Source organism: Pseudoalteromonas galatheae (assembly GCF_005886105.2).
Lineage (GTDB): Bacteria > Pseudomonadota > Gammaproteobacteria > Enterobacterales > Alteromonadaceae > Pseudoalteromonas > Pseudoalteromonas galatheae.
In genome coordinates, this window is record NZ_PNCO02000001.1 from 3,399,182 (window position 1) to 3,422,500 (window position 23,319).

Consider the following 23,319-nt stretch of genomic DNA (forward strand, 5'->3'; position numbering starts at 1 on the left):
GTAATTTAGTCAAGTATAGAGCGAATTATGATCCATATTTCAGATTCTGCCCAAAGCCATTTCGCGAAACTATTAGCCGATCAGGCTGAAGGCACTAATATTAGAGTTTTCGTGGTTAATCCAGGCACCTCTCAAGCTGAGTGTGGCGTGTCATATTGCCCAGCCGATGCCGTTGAACAGAGCGATATCCGCTTACCATTTAATGGTTTTGAAGCCATCGTTGATGAAGAAAGCGCACCATTTTTAGAAGAAGCCGATATCGACTTCGTTACTGATAAAATGGGGAGTCAGTTGACGCTTAAGGCACCAAATGCCAAAGCTAAACAATTACGTGACGATGCGAGCCTTGCTGAGCGCGTAGAGCACATGCTTGTGACAGAAGTAAATCCACAACTGGCCAATCACGGTGGTCAAGTTAGCCTAGTAGAAATTACCGCAGATGGTATTGCAGTTCTTCAATTCGGCGGTGGTTGTAACGGCTGCTCAATGATTGATGTCACATTGAAAGAAGGCATCGAAAAAGAGATGATCGCTAAGTTTGAAGAAATCAACGGCGTACGTGACATCACAGAGCACGCGCGCGGCGAACACTCTTATTATTAATGAGCAAAACCCTCATTTATCGCTTAGGGTCTCACCCTAAGCGAAGTCTCAAGTTCTTCCTTCTTGGCCTTGTTATTGTGCTACTCGCAGGCGCTTTTATCGCACTGGGTTATTATCAAGATCATCGCTTTCAAATCGCAGGTTTAGTACTTTTGCTTCCTGGTTTGTGCTGTGCCTTTTACGGCTATATTGGCATTTTTGCCAATCGCTTTTCTCAAGTGATAGAAGCCAGAGAAAAACGCCGCCAATCCCTAAAAGATAACGACCCGTTTGCTTAACACAGCCCCATTATTCGAGTAAAGCAGCCTCTCGAGTGAGCTGATGATATTTATATGCCAAGGTCAATCCACGCAACCCCATAAAACAACTCATCGCAAGCCAGAGCGCATGGTTACCGAGTGGCAATGCTATCAAAAAAGGCAAGAAGAAACCGAAGACCGCAGACACTAGCATGCTATTTCGCATTTCTTTAGCACGAGTAAGCCCAACAAAGATGCCGTCAAACAAGAAGCAACTCATGGCAATCATAGGTAATAGGACTAACCAAGGTAAGTAAGTACCTGCCAACGTAATTACCTCCGTGATATCGGTTAATAAGCTAATGATCCAGCCACCAGCTAGATAAAAAATAGCACTATATAAAAGCGCAAATGCAGCCCCCCAAAACAGGCTTACTTTTACCCATAATTGCAATTGCCCCAACGAGCCTTGTCCTTTTGCTCTGCCGACTTTAGCCTCCGCAGCATAAGCGATACCATCCATCGCAAAGCTAACTAACATCAAAAAATTCAGTAAGACAGCGTTGGCCGCTAACGTAACCTCACCAAGCCTTGCACCATAGAAAGTCATGAAACTAAAGCAGAATTGTAAGATCAAGGAACGAATAAAAATATCACGATTCAAGGTGAGTAAGCTGAGCCACTGCGCACGCTTTGGTAGAATGAATTTCAACGCAATACCGTGGCGCTTTGCGACCAATGCACTCAAAAACAAGGATAAGCCTAATGCCGAGTAGTCTGCAATGAGTGAAGCCCAAGCCGCACCTGCCACTCCCCACTCAAATCCGACAACAAATAAAATGTCCAAGGCGATATTCACTATATTTGTGAACAGCACCAGGTAAAATGGCCCTCGCCCATAATGCATCCCAAGCATAAAGCCCAGCAGCACAAGATTCAACATTGCTGCAGGCGCACTAAATACACGGATTTGAAAATATAATTTTGCCTGCTCAAATACTTCAGTAGAAGCATTTGAAAGCTGAGCAATAACTTGGATCAACAGAGGAGATAACACAATCAAACTCACGGCAAAGAGTAGCGCGATAAGCATACTGGTATATAGTGAACGTATTAGCTTGTCATGGTCTTGCTGGCCGCTTGATTGAGCGATCACTCCTGTTGTACTCATTCGCAGAAAACTTGCAAGCCAAAATAGTACCGAAATAGCGCTAGAGCCAAGCGCAATCCCAGCCAAAAAATGCGCTTCCCCCATATGACCAATCACTGCAGTATCGACTAATCCTAACAGTGGCACCGTAATATTTGATAGTATCATCGGACCTGCAAGTAGTAAGAGGCTCAGATGTTGCGCTTTATGGCATTTAAGAAATTGATACAACATATTATTTTTGGTTTGGCCCTATTCTCAGCAAATAGTTGGAGTGCGGTTATCTTACAGTATCATCACGTGAGTGAGAAACTCCCGGCGGTTACGAGCGTGAGTGAAGAAACCTTTAAATCTCATCTTAACCATATTAAAGAACATGGTTTTTCGGTGATACCTTTACCACAGTTGCTAGATAGCCTAAAGGCAGGTAAGTCTCTACCCGAAAAAACGTTAGCTATCACCTTTGATGATGGCTATGAAAACAATATCACTGCGGCGGCCCCGATCCTGGAATCTTTTGGCTTTCCCTATACCATTTTCGTCAACCCTCAACTTATTGATGAAAAGAAAAGCTATGTGATGACGTGGGATGAGTTGAGAACATTAGCAAAACGCGGGGCTATTATCGCAAATCATAGTGCTAAGCACGATTACCTCCATCTCAAACTAAAAAATGAAACAGCAGCGCAGTGGCGTGCACGCATTGAGCACGATATCAGATGGTCACAGCACCGTATTAAAGAAGAAATTGGCCACGATTACCCATACCTCGCATACCCCTACGGCGAGTTTAACCATGAATTACAAAAGCTAGTGGCAGAGCTTGGCTTTATTGGTATTGGACAGCACTCTGGTGCGGTTGGTATTTCTTCAGATTTTACACGTATCGCTCGCTTTCCCGCATCAGGAAATTACAGCAGCTTAGAAACATTAAAAACTAAGCTCGAGACCAAAGCGTTCTCTCTACAAAAATTAGATTACCTTGATAGCGTCACGAATAATAAAACGCCAGCAATCACGTTGCATTTTAACAATAAGGATTTTCATCAGAGTCAATTTGCATGCTACGTTTCAGGTGTTGGGCAAGCTGAGCTGACGTGGCTATCAGAAACCAGCGTACGTATCCAAACCCCAAAAGCACTGCCCATAGGAAGGTCACGATATAACTGTACCGCGCCTTCGATCAAAGACACAGGCCGATATTATTGGTTTTCACAACCTTGGGTTATTGAGAAATAACAGCTTTGGGTAGGAACAAGTTCGCTCCTACCCTTACTTTTTAACTGCGCTCAGCATAGTTTCAGTCACCTTACTCAAAGGTACCAGACTTTGTACTGCACCAAGCTCGTACGCAGCTCTAGGCATTCCCCATACCACACAGCTAAGTTCATCTTGCGCAAATGTATTGGCACCAGCGGCTTTCAAAGCTAGCATCGCTTTTGCGCCATCACTGCCCATTCCCGTGAGCATTGCAGCACAAACATGCTTGCCCATTGGTATAAGGGAGTTAAATAGCACTTCAACTGAAGGTTTGTGACGATTAACAGGCTCTGTATCATCTAATCGGCATACATATCCGGTTGTGGTGTGTGCCACCTTCAGATGTTTGTCTCCCGGAGCTATGAACACATGCCCGGGTAATAAAATATCACCATCTTCCGCTTCTTTTACTGATACAGCACAGGTGCGATCCATTCTTTGTGCGAATGAAGTACTGAAAACTGGTGGAATATGCTGAGTGATTACAACAGGTGGCGCGTGTGTTGGTAATCGCATAAGCACTTCTCTGATAGCTTCAGTTCCCCCAGTTGAGGCGCCTATTGCTAAAATAGTATTACGCGAAAATGTATAGTTACGGCCAATTTCTAGTTCACTTTCTTGGCTTGGTGCTTTAAAAGCCCTCACTCTTGCACCAGCCGCTACCCTAATTTTTTTAATCAGCAAATCCGAATAAGACATTAAAGTGTTAGCGACATTACTGGTCGGCTTTGAAATAAAATCAACTGCACCCAATTCTAATGCTTCTATAGTGGCGGGCGACCCCTCCTGGGTTAATGTTGAGATCATCACTACAGGCATAGGCCTTAGACGCATTAAGTTTTTTAGAAAGTTTATGCCATTCATTTTTGGCATTTCTATATCTAACGTTAATACGTCAGGCGAAGTCGATTTAATGAGTTCTCTAGCTTCATAAGGATCTTCTGCGGTGCCAACGACTTTAATACCATCCGCCTGACTTAATATTTCTTTTAGCAACCCACGAATTAACGGCGAGTCGTCAACAATCAGAACTTTGATCATATTTCACACCTAAAATAGCTCAATATCCGTTTTATTGTCTTGAGCCTCTATGTCATGTAAGTAACGCACTTCACGTTGTTCAATTGTGTTATTGTGCATGGTTCGTAACTTTTTAACTTGCGCTTTGCCACTTTGGGGATGGAAGATAACTTTTCTTGGCCAAGGACCACCAACATCTTGTGAAATTAAATTCAGACTTTCTTCTTCCACATAGGCTTGCGCAAACCTGATGTTGCCTTCACCAATATCAGTCATGGCGCTGATGATTTTTCCGCCACCAAAAAGTTTAATTTTTAAATTGCTTCGAGACGCCCCATTTTTGAGTACTTCATTTATCAGATACTCCATTGCCCAATTACCATAGCGGCAATTTAAGTCATCCGCATGCACCTCTCTTAGCGCCTTTGCTCCGGGTAGCATAAAGTGATTCATACCACCTATCCCTAATTTTTCGTCGTATACGCAGGCGGCGATGCAGGAGCCTAGTACAGTCGAAATCAGTTCATCCTGCTTGGATACATAGAACTCCCCAGGAAGTACTTTTGCAACGACTTTAGCGCGCCCAGAATCCCAAAAGCGCTTTACATGTTCGAAGCCTCTGAGAACCGGTCTAAACTCTCTCATTTAACTGGCCTTTTTGATAAATGGTTTTACCTAAATTTTTAAATTCTAGGTGCTCTTTTCCCATCGTCTCGGAATGCCCAATAAGTAAGTAACCATTGGGAACTAACATGTCATGATATTGCTCAAACAACTTATCTTTGGTTTCTTTATCAAAATAAATCAAAACATTACGACAGAAAATAACATCAAATGGCCCCTTCATTGGCCATGGCTCTAACAAATTGAGCCGCTTGAAATGAATACAGGACTGCAATTTAGGCTTCACTTTATACATTGCTCCATCAGCACTTCTAAGAAACCACTTTTTGAGCTTGTCTTCATCTAAGCCCGTAACATTGCTTGCTGTGTACTCTCCTAAGCTCGCTTTGTCCAATACATTGGAATCTAGATCAGTTGCCAGCACTTTGACATCCCAGCCGCCAGGAAAAGCATTCGCAATGGTCATTGCAATACTGTAGGGCTCTTCACCTGTTGAGCATCCGGCAGACCAGATCCTGACTTTTCTATCGTGTTTGTGCCTGGCAATAATTTCAGGAACTATTCTCTTTGCTAAAAAATCGAAGTGATGGTTTTCTCGAAAAAAAGAAGTTAAGTTAGTCGTTATTGCATTAATAAAATGATTAAACTCTACATCTTGGTTTTCTTCTAAAAAAGATAAATACGCCTCAAACGATTTCAATCCATTTGCTCTTATTCGCCTTGCTAATCTAGAGTAAACCATTTCCTTTTTATGCGGTCCAAGTACTATACCGCATGTGTCATAGACCCGAGCTGCGATCTCGGAAAAATCCTTGTCAGTCAACAGAAACTCTCGCATCGTCGTATTCCTTCAGCCCCCCCAAGTAGGGGAGCTCTATTACCTTATCCTAGAACTCTTCCCACTCTTCCGAGTCATCTGCAAAATGATTACTTCTCGTGTTTTGCTGCGGGACCTTTTTGGAATTCGTTGCCCGTTTTGGTAATTGTTTTTCTGGCGCTTTATAGCTTTTCGGTGGCTCAGGTGCTTCCAAGCTACGGTTTGATGATTCATCTAGTGTGAAGAAATTTAATAGTCTTCTCATATCATTAGCTTGTTCAGCCATCGACTCCCCAGCAGCCGATGCTTCTTCAACTAAGGCTGCATTTTGCTGCGTCATTTCATCCATTTGTGACACTGCTTTATTGACCTGCTCAATACCTGAACTCTGCTCAATAGAAGCTTCGGCAATGTCGGAAATCATATTAGTTACTCGCTTAACTGACTCTACGATTTCTTTCAGCGTTTCACCAGACTCATTCACAAGTAGCGTACCGTCTTCGACTTTACTTACACTGTCTCTGATCAGATCTTTAATCTCTTTAGCTGCTGCCGCAGAACGTTGAGCTAGATTACGCACTTCACCAGCAACCACAGCAAAACCTCGACCTTGCTCGCCCGCTCTCGCGGCTTCAACAGCAGCGTTTAGTGCCAATAAGTTTGTCTGGAAGGCGATTTCATCAATAACACCTATAATGTCCGCAATTTTTTTACTCGAATCATTAATTTCAGACATACTTTCGACTGCTCGTGTAACGACTTCACCACCTTTAGTCGCCTTGTCACACGTTTCTTCAGCCAACTCGTTCGCAACTTTGGCGTTATCTGCATTTTGTCTAACAGTGCTCGTCATCTCTTCCATACTAGAAGCAGTTTCTTCTAGTGAGGATGCTTGTTCTTCAGTTCGCTGACTTAAATCCGCGTTACCTTGGGAAATTTCATCAGCACCACTGGCAACTAAATTTGCAGAAGTACGAACTCGACCCAGCACCTCGGTTAACTTATCTGCGGTAGTATTTGCGTCTTTCTTCAGCTTTTCATAAGCCCCACGGTAATCACCTTCAATACGTCTAGTTAAGTTACCGGTTGCCAATGCATCTAACATATCTCCCATGTCTGTAACCGTTTCATCAATTGTGGAGACTAGGCTATTTAAGCCCTGTGTCAGTCTCAGATAGAAGCCATCTTTCCCATCTTCTGATAAACGAGCACTCAAATTGCCACCATTTGCAGACTGAACTAGGCTACTCACTTCTTTCTCAATCGTAACTTCTGTGGTTCTATCTTCCCATTCGACAACAGTACCTACACGTTCATGGTTACTACCAAATATCGGGTTAGCAACTAAACCAAAAGTTCTTCCACCAACAGTAATTTCGGTTTTATACTCAGTTTCGAGTCGAGAAAGCATACTGCGTTGATGACTCGAATTACGGTGGAATACATCAATATTCGCGCCTAGAAGGTGGTTACTATCGAAATTAGGTAAGTCACGTCTTAAATCGCTCTCAGCATTTCTCATCATGTCTTTCACTGCGCGATTCAAGTAAACGATCTCAAACTGCTCATTTGCTATCATCGTATTCGTTGAAACGTTGTCTAATGCCCTTCGGACGCGTAAATTTTCAGCTGCTGCTGCTTTTTCTTCTTTTTCACGAACTAAGCGTTCTGTTTTGTCATCCCATTCCACGACGGTACCAATCCGTTTCCTCTCGTCATCAAATACCGGTGTCGCAATTAAACCAAACGTAAAACCCGCGACTTTAATATCTGTTCGATAGACGTCACTCAGTTTTTCAAGCAAACCTCTTTGGTGACTGGGATTGGTATGGAATACGTCAATGCACTGCCCAACCAGCGTATCCACATCAAAATTCGGTAATGCCTTTCTTAGCTGTGCTTGATTGTCTCTCAACATTCGAACGACAGAGTCATTAACATAAATAATATTCAACCCTTCATCCGCTAGCATTACGTTTGCCTGACAAACGTCCAGCGCGCTAGATATACGAGCATTATGGCTCGCCAAATCCGCCTGCTTTTTCTCTAGCGCTAATTCTCTTGTAAGGTCTTTCCACTCAACTAAAGTCGCGATCCTTTGTCCTTCATCGTCGAAAACAGGTGTGGCGATAAGATCAAAGGTCAATCCTGCCACTTCTATTTGCGCGACATGTGGACGAGTCAAATTAGCTAGGATCCCTCTTTGATGACTAGGGTTTTTATGGAATATGTCAATATTTGCACCAATCAAGCTATCAACGTTAAAACCAGATAACTCTTGCTGTAACCTAGCCTGATTCTTACGCAGCATACTTGTTACTGAATCGTTCAAGTACACAATATTGAGTGCGGCGTCTGCCAGCATAATGTTGGCTTGGCAGACCTTCAAAGCCAGTAACAAACTTTGGCTATGGTCTTGACTATCTGCCGCGTCACCATTTAATAAATTTGCAACCGCTTTGTATAAAGATGATTGACATGACACACTACTTGCATTCAGCAAGCTCGCATCTTTACTTTCTATAGCGGGAATGATTTTTTCAACATCATGTAACTTAACAAGCAGTAAGTTTGCGCTTTGCTTAAGTAGTAGAATTGCCAGTACCACACTGACAGCAGCTATAAACATTGCAACATAGACTTGTGTAGACATATTAATATTCAACATCTGAACACTAACTGCCAAGCCCACAAATATGATGCCACCTGCAATCAGAACTCTATTATTGAGTTGATTTGCTAATGCTTGATCGCTCATGTTATCCCCCGACAACCAATTGCTCGCTATGCTTTACTTCAAGATCCAATATCTTCTTCAAATTCAAAAGTACGACCATTTTTTCACCAACATTAACAAGTCCTTGTACAAATTGACTATTTTCCGAGTCTTGAAAGTCTGGAACATCTTTCGCTGTTTCTTCATCGATGCTGTATACATCAGATACCGCATCAACAACTAACCCCATAATTTTTGTTGCCTCTTTTATTACAACAGAAACAACGATGACAACTGTTAGGGCCCCATAGTCGATCTGTGGTAGGCCGAATCGAACTCTTAAATCTATGACTGGTACTATCGTGCCACGTAAATTTATTGCACCGTTCACATACTGAGGTGAGTTTGGAATAGCAGTAACTTCTTCCCACCCTCTAATCTCTTGTACAGCTAAAATATCCATACCGTACTCTTCGCCAGCCATCATAAAGGTGAGAAATTGTGTGTCCCCATCCCTGTCGGCAAGTATGACTTGCTCATTAATAGAAGCTTTCTCAGTGATCATGACACCGCCTCATCCAGCTCTTGCTCTACCAATAACTCTTGGGTTCCAGGGCGCTTTAAGCCACTTAGTTTGATAAGACCACTAATATCGACAATTAAAGAAACTCTACCATCACCTAAAATTGTCGCCCCTGAGATCCCATTTACTTTCTGATAATTTGCTTCAAGGCTCTTAATTACGACTTGCTGCTGCGCCAATAAATCATCCACCAGCAATCCTACTTTATGATTGTCACTCTCAACGACTACCAGCAAAGTCTTATCTAACTCTTCTATCGCGCCATCATGGTTAAATAGTTGATACAAGCGGAGTATAGGAATGTATTCATCCCTTAGCCTGAGCACTTCTAAACCATTACCGACTTTGCTCACTTTTTTAATTTGTATCTGCAACGATTCGACAATAGAGATAAGTGGAATAATGTAGGTATGTTTGGCGACTTTAACCAATTGGCCATCAAGAATGGCAAGTGTTAATGGCAACCTAATTGTAAATGTCGAGCCAACCCCTTTTGCAGAAGTTACTTCAACGCTACCATTTAATGCTTGGATATTTCGTCGAACAACATCCATACCCACTCCACGACCAGAGATATCACTCACTTCATCAGCCGTTGAAAACCCGGGCCTAAAGATAAGTTCGTTAACCTCTTCGGTAGTCAGCTCGTCTGTGGCTTGAATTAAGCCATTGGCAATTGCTTTGTTTTTTATTTTTTCGGTATTCAAGCCCCTGCCATCATCCATGATTTCAATTACAATATTTCCGCCTTGGTGGAAAGCATTCAGTGTCACTGTACCGACAGGATCTTTTCCGGCCCTTATTCTGTCTTCCGGTGTTTCCAAACCGTGATCCAGAGAGTTTCTTACTAAATGCACCATAGGGTCTGAAATTTTTTCCATCACGGTTTTGTCTAATTCTGTCTGCTCTCCTAGCAGTTTCAGCTCTACCTGTTTATTCAACTTCTGTGACGTATCTCTTACCAATCGGGGAAAACGACTGAATACAAAACTAATAGGTAGCATCCTGATACGCATTACATTTTCTTGTAAATCACGCGTGTTATGGGCAAGTTGAGCGAGACCTTCTTGCATTGCGGCAAGCGTATTTTCTGTTGGCTCTTGCTCACCTAATTGAGTCAACATAGCTTGGGTAATAACTAACTCCCCTACCATATTGATAAGCGAGTCAACTTTATCAATTCCAACACGGATCGAAGTCGATTCTGCAGATTTTTTACTAGTCTCTGGCTTAGCCTTTGCCGCTAAAGGTGCTTTTGTTACATCAATATTTTGAGTCTCTTTGCCCGTAGTTTTTTCCTTATCAAACTCAGGCTCAGGCGTTGCAGAGGCACTCACATCATCTTCAAATAAACCACCGCATAAAGTGACGGAGATTTCAGCGTCATCTTCGACCCACTCAAATATTTCCTTTATCGCTGATTCAGGTTGGCTAGTTGTCAGATATAACCGCCAACTTAAGTAACAATCCTCAGGATTGAAATCATCTATTTCAGGTATCGCATCACAAAACGCGTGAGTTTCTAAATCACCTAGTTCTGATAGCTCACTAAGCATGTAAAGTGGCTCATTACCAGTTTTAAACAAGTGGGGAAGCGGTTTGAAATCAACTTGATAAGTTTGAGATTCTCGCCCTTGAGGTGCGTTATCTACAGTATCTGAGCTAGCACTCTCTTCACCACCTAAAATTACCTCGAATTTGACTTTCAAATCATTCGCGTTTGAAAGATCCGGTGTTTCTTCAGCTTGCAAGGCAGTTAGTAGGGCTCTCAAACAATCAACGGATTGGAGCAATAAATTGACATGTTCAGCGGTTAACTGCCGACGACCATCTCTGATTTGATCGAGTAAGGTTTCCAATACATGCGTGAAGTTCGCGACAGAAGTAAAACCAAACGTTCCGCTACCACCTTTGATACTGTGTGCTGCGCGAAAAATAGTATTGATTGTTTCTGAGTCTTCATGGCCTGGCTGTAAATTCAACAGCTCAGCTTCCATTACGTCTAGCCCTTCAAAGCTTTCTTCAAAAAAGACATCAAAAAATTGGCTTAAATCAATACTCATATCGACGCCTCTCTGTATCTATCTTATGACTTTTTTCAATACCGCTAGTAGTTGTTCAGGGTTGAACGGCTTTACTATCCAACCCGTTGCACCCGCCGCTTTACCTTCTGTTTTTTTATCTAATCCAGACTCAGTTGTCAGCATTAGCAAAGGAGTGAACTTATAGTTGGGTAGACTGCGCAGCTCTTTAATAAGAGTAATTCCATCCATCACAGGCATATTTACATCAGAGATCACAGCATCAAACCCTTGCTGTTTGGCAATAGACAGCGCTTCACTCCCATCTTTTGCTTCTGTGACTTCAAAACCTGCTTTTTTCAAAGTAAAGCCAACCATCTGGCGCATTGACGCAGAATCATCCACAGCTAAAATCTTTTTCATATTCACCTCTTAATTTTCAATACTATGGAATAGATAATGGGTTAATCCCAACTCATTTACCGCCTGCGCTAAAGCCTCACTTTCACCATGCCATACAATTTTATGTTCTAACGAGAGCAAGTGCTTCTGTACGGCACATAGCAGTTGTATAGATGCCGTGTCGGCTCTTTGTACTTCACTGATATCAATCGTGATGTCTGATGTTTCCATAGAGTCTTGGAAAATCTGATGGTACAGGCTTTCCACATGGTTAATCGCCATTTCAGGTGGAAGTTTCAACATGAGCTGAAGACTATCCTTGTAAAAATGAGTAATAAAATTAGCTTAGACCGTGATGGTAAAAATGCCACAAAGATTGATTAAAAATCCGCAAATAATTAACGTGTTAGAGATAACATAGTAGAGCGACACCGAGCTTGAATAGTGCCGCTATAAAATTAATTGATGATCTTTTCTAGATCGGCTAGAAGTAATTTATCATCAATTGTAGGTACAGCTCCTGCTGCATGTGTTGGCTTAAAAATAGCCTCAAGCTGACCTTTTGGATTAATTAATGCTACAGATGCACTATGATCAACATAATATTCTTTCGTCTGTTCCTGATTTATCGCATAAATTAAACCGAGATCTCTAACAAATGGAAATAAGACAGAGTGCTCAGCAGATACCGCTTTAAAATCAGGATCAAAGTGCCTAATGTAGGCTAAACGCTTTTCCTCTGTATCCCTTTCAGGATCGACTGAAATAAACCATACTTGAAGGCTATCTTTGTTTTCTACTGATTGATATACGTGAGTTAATTTCAACAGCGTCATAGGACAAACATCTGGGCAACTGGTGTAACCCAAAAATAGTAAATTCCATTTATCTGTAAAGTCTTGGTTAGTAACTACCTCACCGTATTGATCCTTTAATTCAAACGTTTTGACAGCTTTCGGTTTAGGGTACCAAACCACTTTTTCTGATACATCTGGTGCAGGTCCACAACCAAACAGTATAAAAATAGAGACGATTAAGAGTAACTTTTTCATATAAATGCTTTATCCACAAAAAGTGCAACGAACACTATCAAAAGATGCCAGATAGAGAAATAAAATACGCTCATCGCATACTCTATACTATTTGTTTTCATAAGTTTGGTGGCTTTGTAGATGAAAGCAACATTTGCTATACCAGAGGCCAGCAAATAGATCCAGCCTGACATTCCCACTAAGTAAGGTAGCAAACAAACCAAAGTCAAAATGATGGTATAGAATAGCACGCAGAGTTTTGTAAATTCATTTCCATGCGTTACTGGTAACATAGGAACTCCGGCTTTTTCGTAGTCTCTTTTACGGGCAATCGCCAATGCCCAAAAGTGCGGTGGTGTCCACGCAAAAATGATCATTACCAATAACCAAGGCTCAGCACCGAGTTGGCCAGTCTCACTGACCCAACCTAACAATGGGGGCATTGCTCCCGCTAGCCCTCCTATTACTATGTTTTGAGGTGTTGCGCGCTTTAATAATAACGTATAAACCACGGCATAACCGAATAATGCAGCTAAGGTGAGAAGCGCGCACAGTTGATTGGCGAAAATTGTTAAAAGAGCATAACCGGAAACTGCCAAGCTTATCGCAAAAATTAGAGCTGATGATACAGAAACAGAGTCTGTCGCTAACGGCCGGTTTCGTGTTCGCGCCATCTTTTTATCTATTTCTCTATCTACTATATGATTTACAGCTGCTGCACTACTTGAGAGTAAACCAATGCCAAATAAGCTCATGAATTGTGCCAATAATGTTTTATCACTTTGTGGTGCTAACATCATCCCGACCCACGCAGTGATCACCAACATACATACTACTTTGAACTTACACATGCCAAAATAAGCTTTGAATAGCGTAGTTGCTTTTTGGAGCTCTGGAAAATTAGTTAATTGATACATACTTTCCCCCAACTTTTTGCGCCAGACTGATAAAAAAGCACAATCTAACCATTGCTAATAACACCATAGCCGCCATGAAATTATGGAATAGTGTCAACAGTAGAGGAAACTGGAAATGTACTATTGCAGCCCCCACCAAAACTTGTATAGAGACTAAAGCTAAGACGACAAGCGCTGAGCGTCTGAGTATTTGATTCTGACTAACTTTGAGCAACGGCCAGCACGCTGCAAGTAGCATTAAAACAGTAGTGACTGCCCACACCCTATGGATGAAGTGAATAGATACTCTAGATTCGAACGGTAGCACTCCAAACTCGTAAGTCGCTGAGGCTTCTGGAAGCGTCAATAAACTCTGCCACGAAAAAAGTTGCAGATTGTCACAGAGCGGCAACCCAGTACAATGCGGTGCAGCATAATTGGCGGCAAGCCACCCACCCAACGCAATTTGGATAATCAACACACCAAGAGCCACATAACATAAGCGATAGGTAAGCTTAGTTACGCTAGCAGTAATAGTGTTGTATTTCAGCCTTAGAACCAATAACACCAGCAATGCAAGAATACTAAACCCCCCTAGCAAATGACCCATCACGATGACTGGCTGTAAATTCATAGTCACGGTCCACATGCCGAGTGCCCCTTGAAATAACACGAGCAATAACAGCAAGTAATAATGACGACTAGGACCCTCCGTTTCTCGCTTACTAAACAGTTTCACACATGCAAGTACTAATATAAGTAACCCAAGAAAGCTGGCAAAATAGCGATGGATCATTTCAATCCAAGCTTTTTCTTCTTCCACATCTAAATGTGGAAAGTTGTCTTTGGCTGCCGATAATTCATGACTCTCATTTGGTACCGTTAGAAAGCCATAACACCCAGGCCAATCTGGACACCCAAGTCCTGCATCACTTAAACGCGTAAAAGCACCAAGTGTCACCACTGTTATTGCAACAAAACAGGTAAATACTGCGACTTTTATTCTTACCTTGGACATATTTACCTCCTAACTAGAGCGAGAGTAGTTCAATAGTTTCTTTAGATCACTCAAAAGCCCTTTTTGTACATTTCGCATTGCTTCTAAACTATCTACCGGTGCATACTTAAGTACAAATAACCCTTTATTATCAACCAAATATAGATAATTATCTTCTAGCTGGTTGAGGTGTATCGGTAAAGAAGTTGCGAACTCAATACTTTTTTCATTTTGATCTTGTAATACCACAAGCGATACTTTTTGCTGGTTTTTCCCAAGTGCTAAATACAAATTAGGTAAGCTGTCGAGTAGTAAAGAGCATTGCTTATTGCACTGCTTTGGTCGCTGATAAACAATACTCCATTCGGTCTCTAGCGCTAGCTCTGATTGACGAACCTCCTGACTTAAAAATTCACCATGATTAGTGGTACCATCAGGTATCCAGCCGACTTTTAAAGCAATAAATGCCAACAACACTGGGAGTACGAATAGCCCTATAAACCACGCTGCACTTTTAGACATTTTTAATCTCCTTTTTTGAAAGCTTCCAGCCAATAACCAACGCGGCCAAGGCAATGAGTAACCACTGCAAAGCGTAAGCTTCATGTTTTTGCGGTGACATTACTACAGGCTGATAGTGAGGCTCAGTTCCAGCCAACCTATTTTTAGTCATATAGGCGATTAAAGGTAAAAGAGGTTTATCTGACTCCTTAGATAAGTAATTGACATCAATGTACTGGATCACAGGTTGTCTTGTCGCCTCATCTACTGCAGACTTGGCTAGTGTGAACCGCTTGTTTTCACTAGATTTGATATAAACAGGTAGAGAAACTGTACCGGTTGGAAGAGAAAAAGCGGTAGGTACGCGACTAGCCTGTTGCGGCACAAAGCCTAAGTTAACAGCCAAGTGCTCATCAGTTTTGGAAATTTTAAAAATACCAATCACATCAAAACCAATCCGGCCTTTTACAACTTGGTTATCTAAATACCAAACAGCACCGTCTACAAAGCTCCCTGTTATCGAAACCTCAGCATTAATACTTTGAGTGAGCGGCAGGGGCGTTGCTTGCGGTCCGTTAATTACGTCTTGCGCCTTTTTTCTCTCAATTTTTTGCTGCAGCACATGTTTTTGCTGTGCTCTTTGCAATTGCCAATAAGAAAGTGAACCGCATAAGAGAACAACGATTAACGCTGCCAATATGGGGGTTTTTGATCTACCTTTAAAAAGTGCACCTAAATCCATCGGACACCCCTTATGATTAAAATTATTATTGTTGTATTACTACTGCTCGTTTTTTTTAATTTATTTAAAGCTATGCTGGTCATGCTCAAGTCAGAGCAACAAGAGTCAATGGCGAAGCTATTGCAAAAAAGAGTTTATGCTTCAATAGCTGTGCTACTTATAATTTGTCTTGCAGCTCAATTTGATCTTATAAAACTACACTCTTCACCCGGTGTTACAACACATAAACAAATACAAATAGACATAGCCAAACCACATCAACAAAATGCCAATACCAAGCCCCAGCCTGAAAAGCAAAATGGTTCTTAGCGGTAAAATGCCCCTTCAACACTCTGATCCATATAACGAACAGAATGATCGCGCCAAGTGTGACATGAACCCCATGAAATCCTGTAAGTAAAAAGAATGTGTTGCCGTATACTCCCGACTGCAGAGTTAACCCAAGATCTTGGTAGGCATGAATATACTCTTCCACTTGCAACGTTAAGAATGCAATTCCAAGTAGTACAGTTAGCCCCAAAAACGCCTTTACTTTCGCCCTTTGCTCCTTTTCCAAAGCTACATGAGCAAAGCTAAGGGTTACTGATGATGCTAATAGAATGATAGTATTGATAAGTGGAAGTCCCTGCCAACCCATAGCTTGAGTAACAGTTCCATCTGGTGTTGTGAGCAATGGCCAAACAGCCTCAAATTGAGGCCATAAAACCTCATTTGTACTGGCATTGTTGCTTGCACCACCTAACCACGGAACAGCAATCATCCGTGCATAAAAAAGCGCACCAAAAAAAGCTGCAAAGAACATAACTTCAGAAAAGATAAACCATCCCATTCCCTGCTTAAACGAACGATCCATTTGGGCAGAATATAATCCGGTTTGAGATTCTTGGATCACATTCCTGAACCAACCAAACAGCATATATACCAGCACAGCAATACCCACAAGCAGTAACATTACTCCACTGTTCCCAGAAGAGTTTAGCTGAATAATGGTAAGTGCAGCCCCAACAGCGATGAAAAACAACGCAAAAGCACCGACTATCGGCCATGGGCTTTGCTCAGGTACGTAATATTTTTCTTGTTCATGGTTCATATTTGAACTCCTCTTGAGCGGCTAGCATACTCACCCCATCACTGTCTTGTTTGCTAACTCGCTCTGTAATATCAAACAACGTATATGAAAGCGTGAGTTCCTCAACATCAATGGGAAGCTCCGTATCTACATAGAATCTCAAGACAAATTCAACTTCTTCTTTGCCTTTCATCGGTTGCTGATCAAAACAAAAGCAGGCCATTTTGTGTAGATACTTTGCAGCTTTCCCAGGGGACACTGAAGGGATCGCTTGCAACACACGCTCGTTATCACTCAGATTTTTTGCAATAAACTTCACATCGGTTAGCTTTCCAGGTTGAACACTAACCGAATGTTCAACGGCATCGACCTTAAATGGCGCCTGACTTTGACTATGCGTTGTGAAGCTCACATCTACTTGTCGACTTTGTGCTATTGACTCGCTCTGCCTTGCGACTTCCATGGATGGTTTACCATTGAGGCCAGTGACATCACAAAAAACGTCGTATAGAGGAACCAGTGCAAAGGCAAAAGCAAACATGCCTAGCGTCAACAAAATAAGCTTCCTAAGCAGGCGTCCATGTTGCATTACTTAATCTCCGGAGGCGTTGAAAAGGTATGATAAGGAGCTGGAGATGGTACTTGCCACTCCAACCCTTCAGCCCCATCCCACACTTTTCCAGGAGCCTGTTCCCCGCCTTTTATACATTTATAAACCACTGCAACAAACAGCAGTTGAGAAAGACCAAAAGCAAACCCTCCAACACTAATAATCGCGTTGAAATCAGCGAACTGCAGAGCATAATCTGGGATCCGCCTAGGCATGCCAGCAAGACCAACAAAGTGCATAGGGAAGAACAATACGTTCACACTAATCAAGGAGAACCAAAAGTGAAATTTAGCCAATTTGATATCAAACATATGCCCCGTCCATTTTGGTAACCAATAATATGCTGCGGCCATTATTGAGAACACAGCCCCAGTAACTAACACATAATGGAAGTGAGCGACAACAAAGTAAGTATCGTGATATTGGAAATCCGCGGGTGTGATCGCTAACATCAACCCTGAAAACCCACCTATTGTGAAAAGCACAATAAATGCAATGGCAAACAACATGGGTACTTCAAAACTAATTGCGCCTCGCCACATCGTAGCTACCCAATTAAAAACCTTAACGCCAGTGGGTACTGAGATGAGCATAGTTGCATACATAAAAAACAACTCACCAGCTAAAGGCATACCTGTGGTAAACATGTGGTGAGCCCAAACGACAAACGACAACAATGCGATCGATGCAGTTGCATAAACCATCGATGCGTAGCCAAACAGTTTCTTTCTTGAAAATGTAGGTACTATCGTAGAAATTATGCCGAAGGCGGGTAATATCATGATATATACTTCAGGGTGGCCGAAAAACCAGAATATGTGCTGGAACATCACTGGATCACCACCACCTGCAGCATCAAAAAAACTTGTCCCAAAGAACTTGTCGGTCAGCACCATAGTCACAGCGCCAGCAAGTACTGGCATAACTGCTATCAGAAGGAATGCGGTTATCAACCAAGTCCAGACAAACAAGGGGAGCTTCATCCATGTCATGCCCGGAGCTCTTAAGTTAACAATGGTCACAATCACATTAATAGCGCCCATGATGGAACTAATACCCATTATATGTACAGAAAACACAAAAAATGCGGTATTGTCGTTGCTGTACGTTGTAGAGAGAGGCGCATAAAAAGTCCAACCAAAAGCGGGCCCACCACCTTCCAAAAATAATGACATCAGTAAAATTGCAAACGCGAACGGTAGTATCCAAAAGCTCCAGTTATTCATTCTCGGGAGCGCCATATCAGGAGCTCCTATCATCATTGGGATCATCCAGTTAGCAAGGCCGGTAAACGCGGGCATCACCGCTCCAAATACCATTATTAGCCCGTGAACTGTCGTCATTTGATTAAAAAAATGTGGATCTACAAGCTGCAAACCAGGCTGGAAAAGCTCAGCTCTAATCACCATAGCCATGGCACCACCAATTAGAAACATGGTCAGTGAAAACAATAAATACAATGTTCCAATGTCTTTATGATTTGTTGTAAACAACCAGCGCTTAATACCTTTGGGAGCCGTATGGTGTGAATGTTCTTCTACGATGGCACTCATTACTTACTCTCCTCTAATGCATTTATCTCACGCTGAATTTGGCTGGGTTGAATAACATCACCAGTGTCGTTACCCCAGCTATTTCTTTTATAGGTAATTACCCCTGCGATCTGCTTGATCGTTAATTGCTTTGCGAAAGATTGCATGGCAGTCCCAGGCCGACCTAAAAGCAAAATATCTATATGCTCTTTAACATCTCCTGTGACAACTTTACTCCCTTTCATTGCAGGGAAGACCCCCGGTAGACCAAGCCCTGTAGGTTGATGGCAAGCAGCACAGTAAGCCATGTAAGCTTGTTCACCTACCTCCATCAACTCTTCTTTGGTAAGAGTTTGCTGGGCTACTGCTTGTGACTCTGCTTCTGCTTTTGCTTTTTCTTCCTTAGCCCCCTCCAGCCATTTATCAAATTGATCAGGACTCACAGCCTCGACGACGACGGGCATAAAGCCATGATCTTTTCCACATAATTCAGCACACTGGCCTCTGTAAATTCCCTCATCATTTACCTTAGTCCATGCTTCATTTATAAAGCCCGGATTGGCATCTTTCTTCACAGCAAAATCAGGCACCCACCAAGAGTGAATAACGTCATCAGATGTCATCAAAAAACGAACTTTCCTATCAGTAGGGATAACCAGATGTTTATCTACTTCGAGCAGATAATTTTCATTTTTTTCCTTAAGATCACTGATTTCTTCTTTCGGAGTGGATAGTAAAGAATAGAATTCGACGTCATGTCCCATGTACTCATAGTGCCATTTCCACTGCGACCCCGTAACTTTAATCGTTAAATCAGCTTTGCTAGTGTCTTCCATAGCAATGAGTGTTTTTGTAGCTGGTATTGCCATGCCAATGAGTATCAGGAAGGGAATAGCAGTCCAAAGTATCTCCACTTTGGTGCTTTCATGAAATTGCGCTGCAACAACGCCTTTTGACTTTCTATGTTTTAAAAGCGCCCAAAACATAATCCCAAACACAATCACCCCAATGACGCAGCATATTAGAAATATGGTCATATGAAGCTCGTATACTTGATGGCTAATGTCTGTAACGCCTTGCCTCATATTGTAAGCGCTGTTAGCGAGTGAGGGCATGGCGATTAGCACTGCGATCAATGCTACAACTAATCGACAAATTTTCATTTGACGTCTCCTTCAAGGCGACTCATGGTTGCCTTTTGTTATTATTGGATGACTGTCATATTGCCTATTTGTACATAGACTTACTGCACGACTATTAACCAATTAGTCAAAAAATAAACAAAATGCAAGATTTTTGAGAAGACTGAATTTAGAATCAAAAATGGGGCTACTGGTAGTAAAACGAAGAGTGATGAAAAATTGTGTATAAAGATCAGAAAACTAAAAAATATTGAGATATGGAAAAGTCACGATAATTATCTTACTTTCACACAGTTAGAAAAGTTAATTATTACTTTTTTCACTATATATAGTTAAAGCGAGCGCAACTTGATATTTAACGCTACGCTCGCCCTCATAAACTACATCCAGTCGGCGCTTCTGATCACACCTACGGCTAATCCTTCAATAGAGAAATTTTGATGCTCTAGATCCACTTCGATCGCTTTAAATTCCTCATTCTCAGCATGCAAGAGAACTTTCTTTCCTTTCTTTTCTAAGCGCTTAACAGTCACGTCCTCTTCTACACGAGCAACTATCACTTGGCCATTCTCAGCCACTTGAGTGCTATGGACCGCTAGTAGATCACCATCCATAATCCCAATATCTTTCATGCTCATACCATTAACTCTCAAAAGGTAATCAGCATTCGGTTTAAAAAAACTGGCATCCACATTAAAGTGGCTTTCAACATGTTGCTCTGCCAGTATCGGCTCTCCAGCTGCAACACGGCCAATAATAGGTAAGCCTAGTTGCTCAGGTTCATCCTCAACAAGTCTAATTCCACGACTTGCTCCTGGGACCATTTCAATAACTCCCTTTTTAGCAAGAGCTTTAAGGTGCTCCTCTGCTGCGTTTGCACTCTTGAAACCCAAAGCATCAGCTATTTCAGCACGAGTTGGAGGCATGCCAGTATCTTTTATGAATACTTTTATTAATTCAAAGATTTGTTCTTGTCGTTTCGTTAGAGGACGCATTAACTGGTATTCCATACAGTGGTTTATTTACTGTAAGTATATACAGCTCAAAAAAAAATCGCAAATGTTTCTTTATTCAACATATTTTATACCAATTAGCATAATTACACGCTCCATTTTTGAGGCGAGAAAACCTTGTAGATAACACCACTACTGTATCCACTATCAACGAGGTACCTACATCCATTTAGGCAAGGCGAAACTTTTCTATTTATTTGTTCTAAATGAGAAATTTTTAACACTATTAGCGTCAGATCTGTTCCTGCTAATTGAGCACGTATTAAGACTAATTGCTATTAAGCGTAAGCGAAAACAAGCAAAGACTGACTCTGTGTTCTTTTCATTACAAGCTATCGGCGCTCCCACAATGCTGCTCAGTGCTGATGCTATTGTAGGAGTGAGCTTGCCTCGCGATGTGTTGATTGCTTGTGATATGTTCTTTTCAAATCCCACATAGCAAAAAAACCGCTGCATTGCTGCAACGGGTTTGACGTACATGGAGGTACTAATGTCGATTAGAGCCATGGATGAATACTGTTAATCGACCTTCAATGAGGTCCTAGCTCGCTACGAAGTAGGATGTTTTATTCTTTTTGTTTGGGGAGCCCAACAGCTCGGCGGGTAAACCACCTCCGACCACGCAGCTCAGTGCTGATGCTGTGGTAGGAGCGAGTTTACCTCGCGAGGTTTTATATCTCAAATCTCTATGCCCCACATAGCAAAAAACCCGTCGCATTGCTGCAACGGGTTTGACGTACATGGATGTACTAATGTCGATTAGAATCATGGATGAATGCTGTTAATCGACCTTTAATAAGGCCTTGGCTCGCTACGAAGTAGGATGTTCTACTTTCACATGGGAAGCCCACACTATCATTGACCGGGGCCGACCCTTCGCGGGGCTCGCCTTCGAGCTGTTTTGTTTCACTTCTGAGTTTGGGTGACAAGAAACCGAAGCAACGCTTCGCAGTTCGGGGAAATGAGCGCATGGATAAGCGAAGGGGAGATACTACATGGTAGTACTTTACTTCAAATGCAAAAAAACCCGTCGCATTTCTGCAACGGGTTTCTTTTATTTGGCCCTGACGATGTTCTACTTTCACATGGGAAGCCCACACTATCATCGACGCTGTTTTGTTTCACTTCTGAGTTCGGCATGGGGTCAGGTGGTTCCAAAACGCTATGGTCATCAGGAAATTCTGTTCATTAATGAAGTATCCTTCATTAATATAAATCTGGAAAAAGCTTATTAAATTCTTCTGTCTACTTCAGTCTATTAACTTCTGTCGCTTATAAACCACTTTGGCGTTGTATGGTTAAGCCTCTCGGGTAATTAGTACGAGTTAGCTTAATGCCTCACAGCACTTCCACATCTCGCCTATCAACGTTGTAGTCTTCAACGGCCCTTCAGTTGACTCTAAGTCAAAGTGAGAACTCATCTCGAGGCCTGCTTCCCGCTTAGATGCTTTCAGCGGTTATCAGTTCCGAACGTAGCTACCGGGCAATGCAATTGGCATCACAACCCGAACACCAGCGGTTCGTCCACTCCGGTCCTCTCGTACTAGGAGCAGCCCCTCTCAATTCTCAAACGCCCACGGCAGATAGGGACCGAACTGTCTCACGACGTTCTAAACCCAGCTCGCGTACCACTTTAAATGGCGAACAGCCATACCCTTGGGACCGACTTCAGCCCCAGGATGTGATGAGCCGACATCGAGGTGCCAAACACCGCCGTCGATATGAACTCTTGGGCGGTATCAGCCTGTTATCCCCGGAGTACCTTTTATCCGTTGAGCGATGGCCCTTCCATTCAGAACCACCGGATCACTATGACCTACTTTCGTACCTGCTCGACGTGTCTGTCTCGCAGTTAAGCTTGCTTCTACCATTACACTAACCGTACGATGTCCGACCGTACTTAGCAAACCTTCGTGCTCCTCCGTTACTCTTTGGGAGGAGACCGCCCCAGTCAAACTACCCACCAGGCACTGTCCTCAACCCCGGTTCAGGGGCCTAAGTTAGAACATCAACACTACAAGGGTGGTATTTCAAGGTCGGCTCCACAGAAACTAGCGTTCCTGCTTCAAAGCCTCCCACCTATCCTACACATGTAGGGTCAATGTTCAGTGCCAAGCTGTAGTAAAGGTTCACGGGGTCTTTCCGTCTAGCCGCGGGTACACAGCATCTTCACTGCGATTTCAATTTCACTGAGTCTCGGGTGGAGACAGCGTGGCCATGGTTACACCATTCGTGCAGGTCGGAACTTACCCGACAAGGAATTTCGCTACCTTAGGACCGTTATAGTTACGGCCGCCGTTTACCGGGGCTTCGATCAAGAGCTTCGCCTAAGCTAACCCCATCAATTAACC

Annotated in this window: 23 protein-coding genes and 2 rRNA genes (1 of these 25 running past the window's edge); 4 read left to right on the forward strand and 21 right to left on the reverse strand. The window is 42.5% G+C overall.

Annotated elements, in window-relative coordinates; translation table 11 throughout:
- Positions 1-27: 27 nt before the first annotated feature.
- Positions 28-603, forward strand: coding sequence for a Fe-S biogenesis protein NfuA (gene nfuA / locus CWC29_RS15130; RefSeq protein ID WP_138522136.1), 576 nt, complete (start codon positions 28-30; stop codon positions 601-603).
- Positions 603-881 (forward strand): hypothetical protein, encoded by a 279-nt coding sequence (locus tag CWC29_RS15135; RefSeq protein ID WP_138522134.1) that lies wholly within the window; start codon positions 603-605, stop codon positions 879-881. Before nfuA ends, CWC29_RS15135 begins: the two co-directional genes overlap by 1 nt.
- 10 nt (positions 882-891) lie before the next feature.
- Here CWC29_RS15135 and CWC29_RS15140 read toward each other — a convergent pair whose 3' ends face one another.
- Positions 892-2,160, reverse strand: coding sequence for an MATE family efflux transporter (locus CWC29_RS15140; protein WP_138522132.1), 1,269 nt, complete (start codon positions 2,158-2,160; stop codon positions 892-894).
- A 27-nt stretch (positions 2,161-2,187) separates the two neighbouring features.
- On the opposite strand from CWC29_RS15140, the gene CWC29_RS15145 reads away from it, so the two are divergent.
- Complete coding sequence (locus CWC29_RS15145) at positions 2,188-3,231, forward strand: polysaccharide deacetylase family protein (protein WP_138522130.1); 1,044 nt, start codon at positions 2,188-2,190, stop codon at positions 3,229-3,231.
- Positions 3,232-3,264: 33 nt separating this feature from the next.
- Here the strand turns inward: CWC29_RS15145 and CWC29_RS15150 are convergent, their stop codons facing one another.
- From CWC29_RS15150 to CWC29_RS15210, 13 genes are all read right to left on the reverse strand, one after another.
- Positions 3,265-4,293: a protein-glutamate methylesterase/protein-glutamine glutaminase gene (locus CWC29_RS15150; protein WP_128725400.1), complete on the reverse strand. Its 1,029-nt coding sequence runs from the start codon at positions 4,291-4,293 to the stop codon at positions 3,265-3,267.
- A gap of 9 nt (positions 4,294-4,302) precedes the next feature.
- Entirely contained in the window at positions 4,303-4,917 is a 615-nt protein-coding gene (gene cheD / locus CWC29_RS15155; RefSeq protein ID WP_010378457.1) for a chemoreceptor glutamine deamidase CheD, read from the reverse strand.
- A complete protein-coding gene (locus CWC29_RS15160) occupies positions 4,904-5,734 on the reverse strand; it encodes a CheR family methyltransferase (protein WP_138522128.1) in 831 nt (276 codons plus the stop codon). Before CWC29_RS15160 ends, cheD begins: the two co-directional genes overlap by 14 nt.
- Before the next feature lie 49 nt (positions 5,735-5,783).
- Positions 5,784-8,471, reverse strand: coding sequence for a methyl-accepting chemotaxis protein (locus CWC29_RS15165; RefSeq protein WP_138522126.1), 2,688 nt, complete (start codon positions 8,469-8,471; stop codon positions 5,784-5,786).
- A gap of 1 nt (position 8,472) precedes the next feature.
- Positions 8,473-8,994 carry a chemotaxis protein CheW gene (locus CWC29_RS15170; protein ID WP_128725397.1) on the reverse strand — a complete coding sequence of 174 codons (522 nt, stop codon included), beginning with the start codon at positions 8,992-8,994 and terminating at the stop codon, positions 8,473-8,475.
- On the reverse strand, positions 8,991-11,075 hold the full coding sequence (locus CWC29_RS15175) for a chemotaxis protein CheA (protein WP_138522124.1): 2,085 nt from the start codon (positions 11,073-11,075) through the stop codon (positions 8,991-8,993). Before CWC29_RS15175 ends, CWC29_RS15170 begins: the two co-directional genes overlap by 4 nt.
- Positions 11,076-11,093: 18 nt before the next feature.
- Positions 11,094-11,456 carry a response regulator gene (locus tag CWC29_RS15180; RefSeq protein WP_128725395.1) on the reverse strand — a complete coding sequence of 121 codons (363 nt, stop codon included), beginning with the start codon at positions 11,454-11,456 and terminating at the stop codon, positions 11,094-11,096.
- 9 nt (positions 11,457-11,465) lie between these two features.
- Positions 11,466-11,738, reverse strand: coding sequence for an STAS domain-containing protein (locus CWC29_RS15185; RefSeq protein WP_128725394.1), 273 nt, complete (start codon positions 11,736-11,738; stop codon positions 11,466-11,468).
- A gap of 155 nt (positions 11,739-11,893) precedes the next feature.
- Positions 11,894-12,487 (reverse strand): SCO family protein, encoded by a 594-nt coding sequence (locus CWC29_RS15190; RefSeq protein ID WP_128725393.1) that lies wholly within the window; start codon positions 12,485-12,487, stop codon positions 11,894-11,896.
- Positions 12,484-13,383, reverse strand: a complete 900-nt coding sequence (gene cyoE, locus CWC29_RS15195; RefSeq protein ID WP_128725392.1) for a heme o synthase — start codon at positions 13,381-13,383, stop codon at positions 12,484-12,486. Before cyoE ends, CWC29_RS15190 begins: the two co-directional genes overlap by 4 nt.
- A complete protein-coding gene (locus CWC29_RS15200) occupies positions 13,367-14,380 on the reverse strand; it encodes a COX15/CtaA family protein (RefSeq protein ID WP_128725391.1) in 1,014 nt (337 codons plus the stop codon). The genes cyoE and CWC29_RS15200 overlap by 17 nt, the downstream gene beginning before the upstream one ends.
- Before the next feature lie 9 nt (positions 14,381-14,389).
- On the reverse strand, positions 14,390-14,881 hold the full coding sequence (locus CWC29_RS15205; RefSeq protein ID WP_128725390.1) for a transmembrane cytochrome oxidase associated protein: 492 nt from the start codon (positions 14,879-14,881) through the stop codon (positions 14,390-14,392).
- Positions 14,874-15,602 (reverse strand): SURF1 family protein, encoded by a 729-nt coding sequence (locus CWC29_RS15210; protein WP_128725389.1) that lies wholly within the window; start codon positions 15,600-15,602, stop codon positions 14,874-14,876. The genes CWC29_RS15205 and CWC29_RS15210 overlap by 8 nt, the downstream gene beginning before the upstream one ends.
- A gap of 12 nt (positions 15,603-15,614) precedes the next feature.
- Between CWC29_RS15210 and CWC29_RS15215 the strand changes: the two genes are divergently transcribed.
- Positions 15,615-15,911, forward strand: a complete 297-nt coding sequence (locus CWC29_RS15215; RefSeq protein ID WP_128725388.1) for a DUF2909 family protein — start codon at positions 15,615-15,617, stop codon at positions 15,909-15,911.
- On the opposite strand, the gene CWC29_RS15220 is transcribed toward CWC29_RS15215, so the two are convergent.
- The 7 genes from CWC29_RS15220 to CWC29_RS15250 form a co-directional block, all read right to left on the reverse strand.
- Entirely contained in the window at positions 15,817-16,692 is an 876-nt protein-coding gene (locus tag CWC29_RS15220) for a cytochrome c oxidase subunit 3 (RefSeq protein WP_128725387.1), read from the reverse strand. The genes CWC29_RS15215 and CWC29_RS15220 overlap by 95 nt on opposite strands.
- Positions 16,682-17,260, reverse strand: a complete 579-nt coding sequence (locus CWC29_RS15225; RefSeq protein ID WP_128725386.1) for a cytochrome c oxidase assembly protein — start codon at positions 17,258-17,260, stop codon at positions 16,682-16,684. The genes CWC29_RS15220 and CWC29_RS15225 overlap by 11 nt, the downstream gene beginning before the upstream one ends.
- The gene (gene ctaD / locus CWC29_RS15230) at positions 17,260-18,834 is read right to left on the reverse strand and encodes a cytochrome c oxidase subunit I (RefSeq protein ID WP_128725385.1); all 1,575 of its coding nucleotides are present in this window, start codon (positions 18,832-18,834) and stop codon (positions 17,260-17,262) included. Before ctaD ends, CWC29_RS15225 begins: the two co-directional genes overlap by 1 nt.
- Positions 18,834-19,976, reverse strand: a complete 1,143-nt coding sequence (coxB, locus tag CWC29_RS15235) for a cytochrome c oxidase subunit II (protein WP_128725384.1) — start codon at positions 19,974-19,976, stop codon at positions 18,834-18,836. Before coxB ends, ctaD begins: the two co-directional genes overlap by 1 nt.
- A 359-nt stretch (positions 19,977-20,335) precedes the next feature.
- Positions 20,336-20,950 carry a transcriptional repressor LexA gene (gene lexA / locus CWC29_RS15240; RefSeq protein WP_128725383.1) on the reverse strand — a complete coding sequence of 205 codons (615 nt, stop codon included), beginning with the start codon at positions 20,948-20,950 and terminating at the stop codon, positions 20,336-20,338.
- A gap of 1,080 nt (positions 20,951-22,030) precedes the next feature.
- Positions 22,031-22,144, reverse strand: a 5S ribosomal RNA gene (gene rrf / locus CWC29_RS15245).
- Positions 22,145-22,262: 118 nt separating this feature from the next.
- Positions 22,263-23,319, reverse strand: a 23S ribosomal RNA gene (locus CWC29_RS15250); it runs 1,828 nt beyond the window's last position.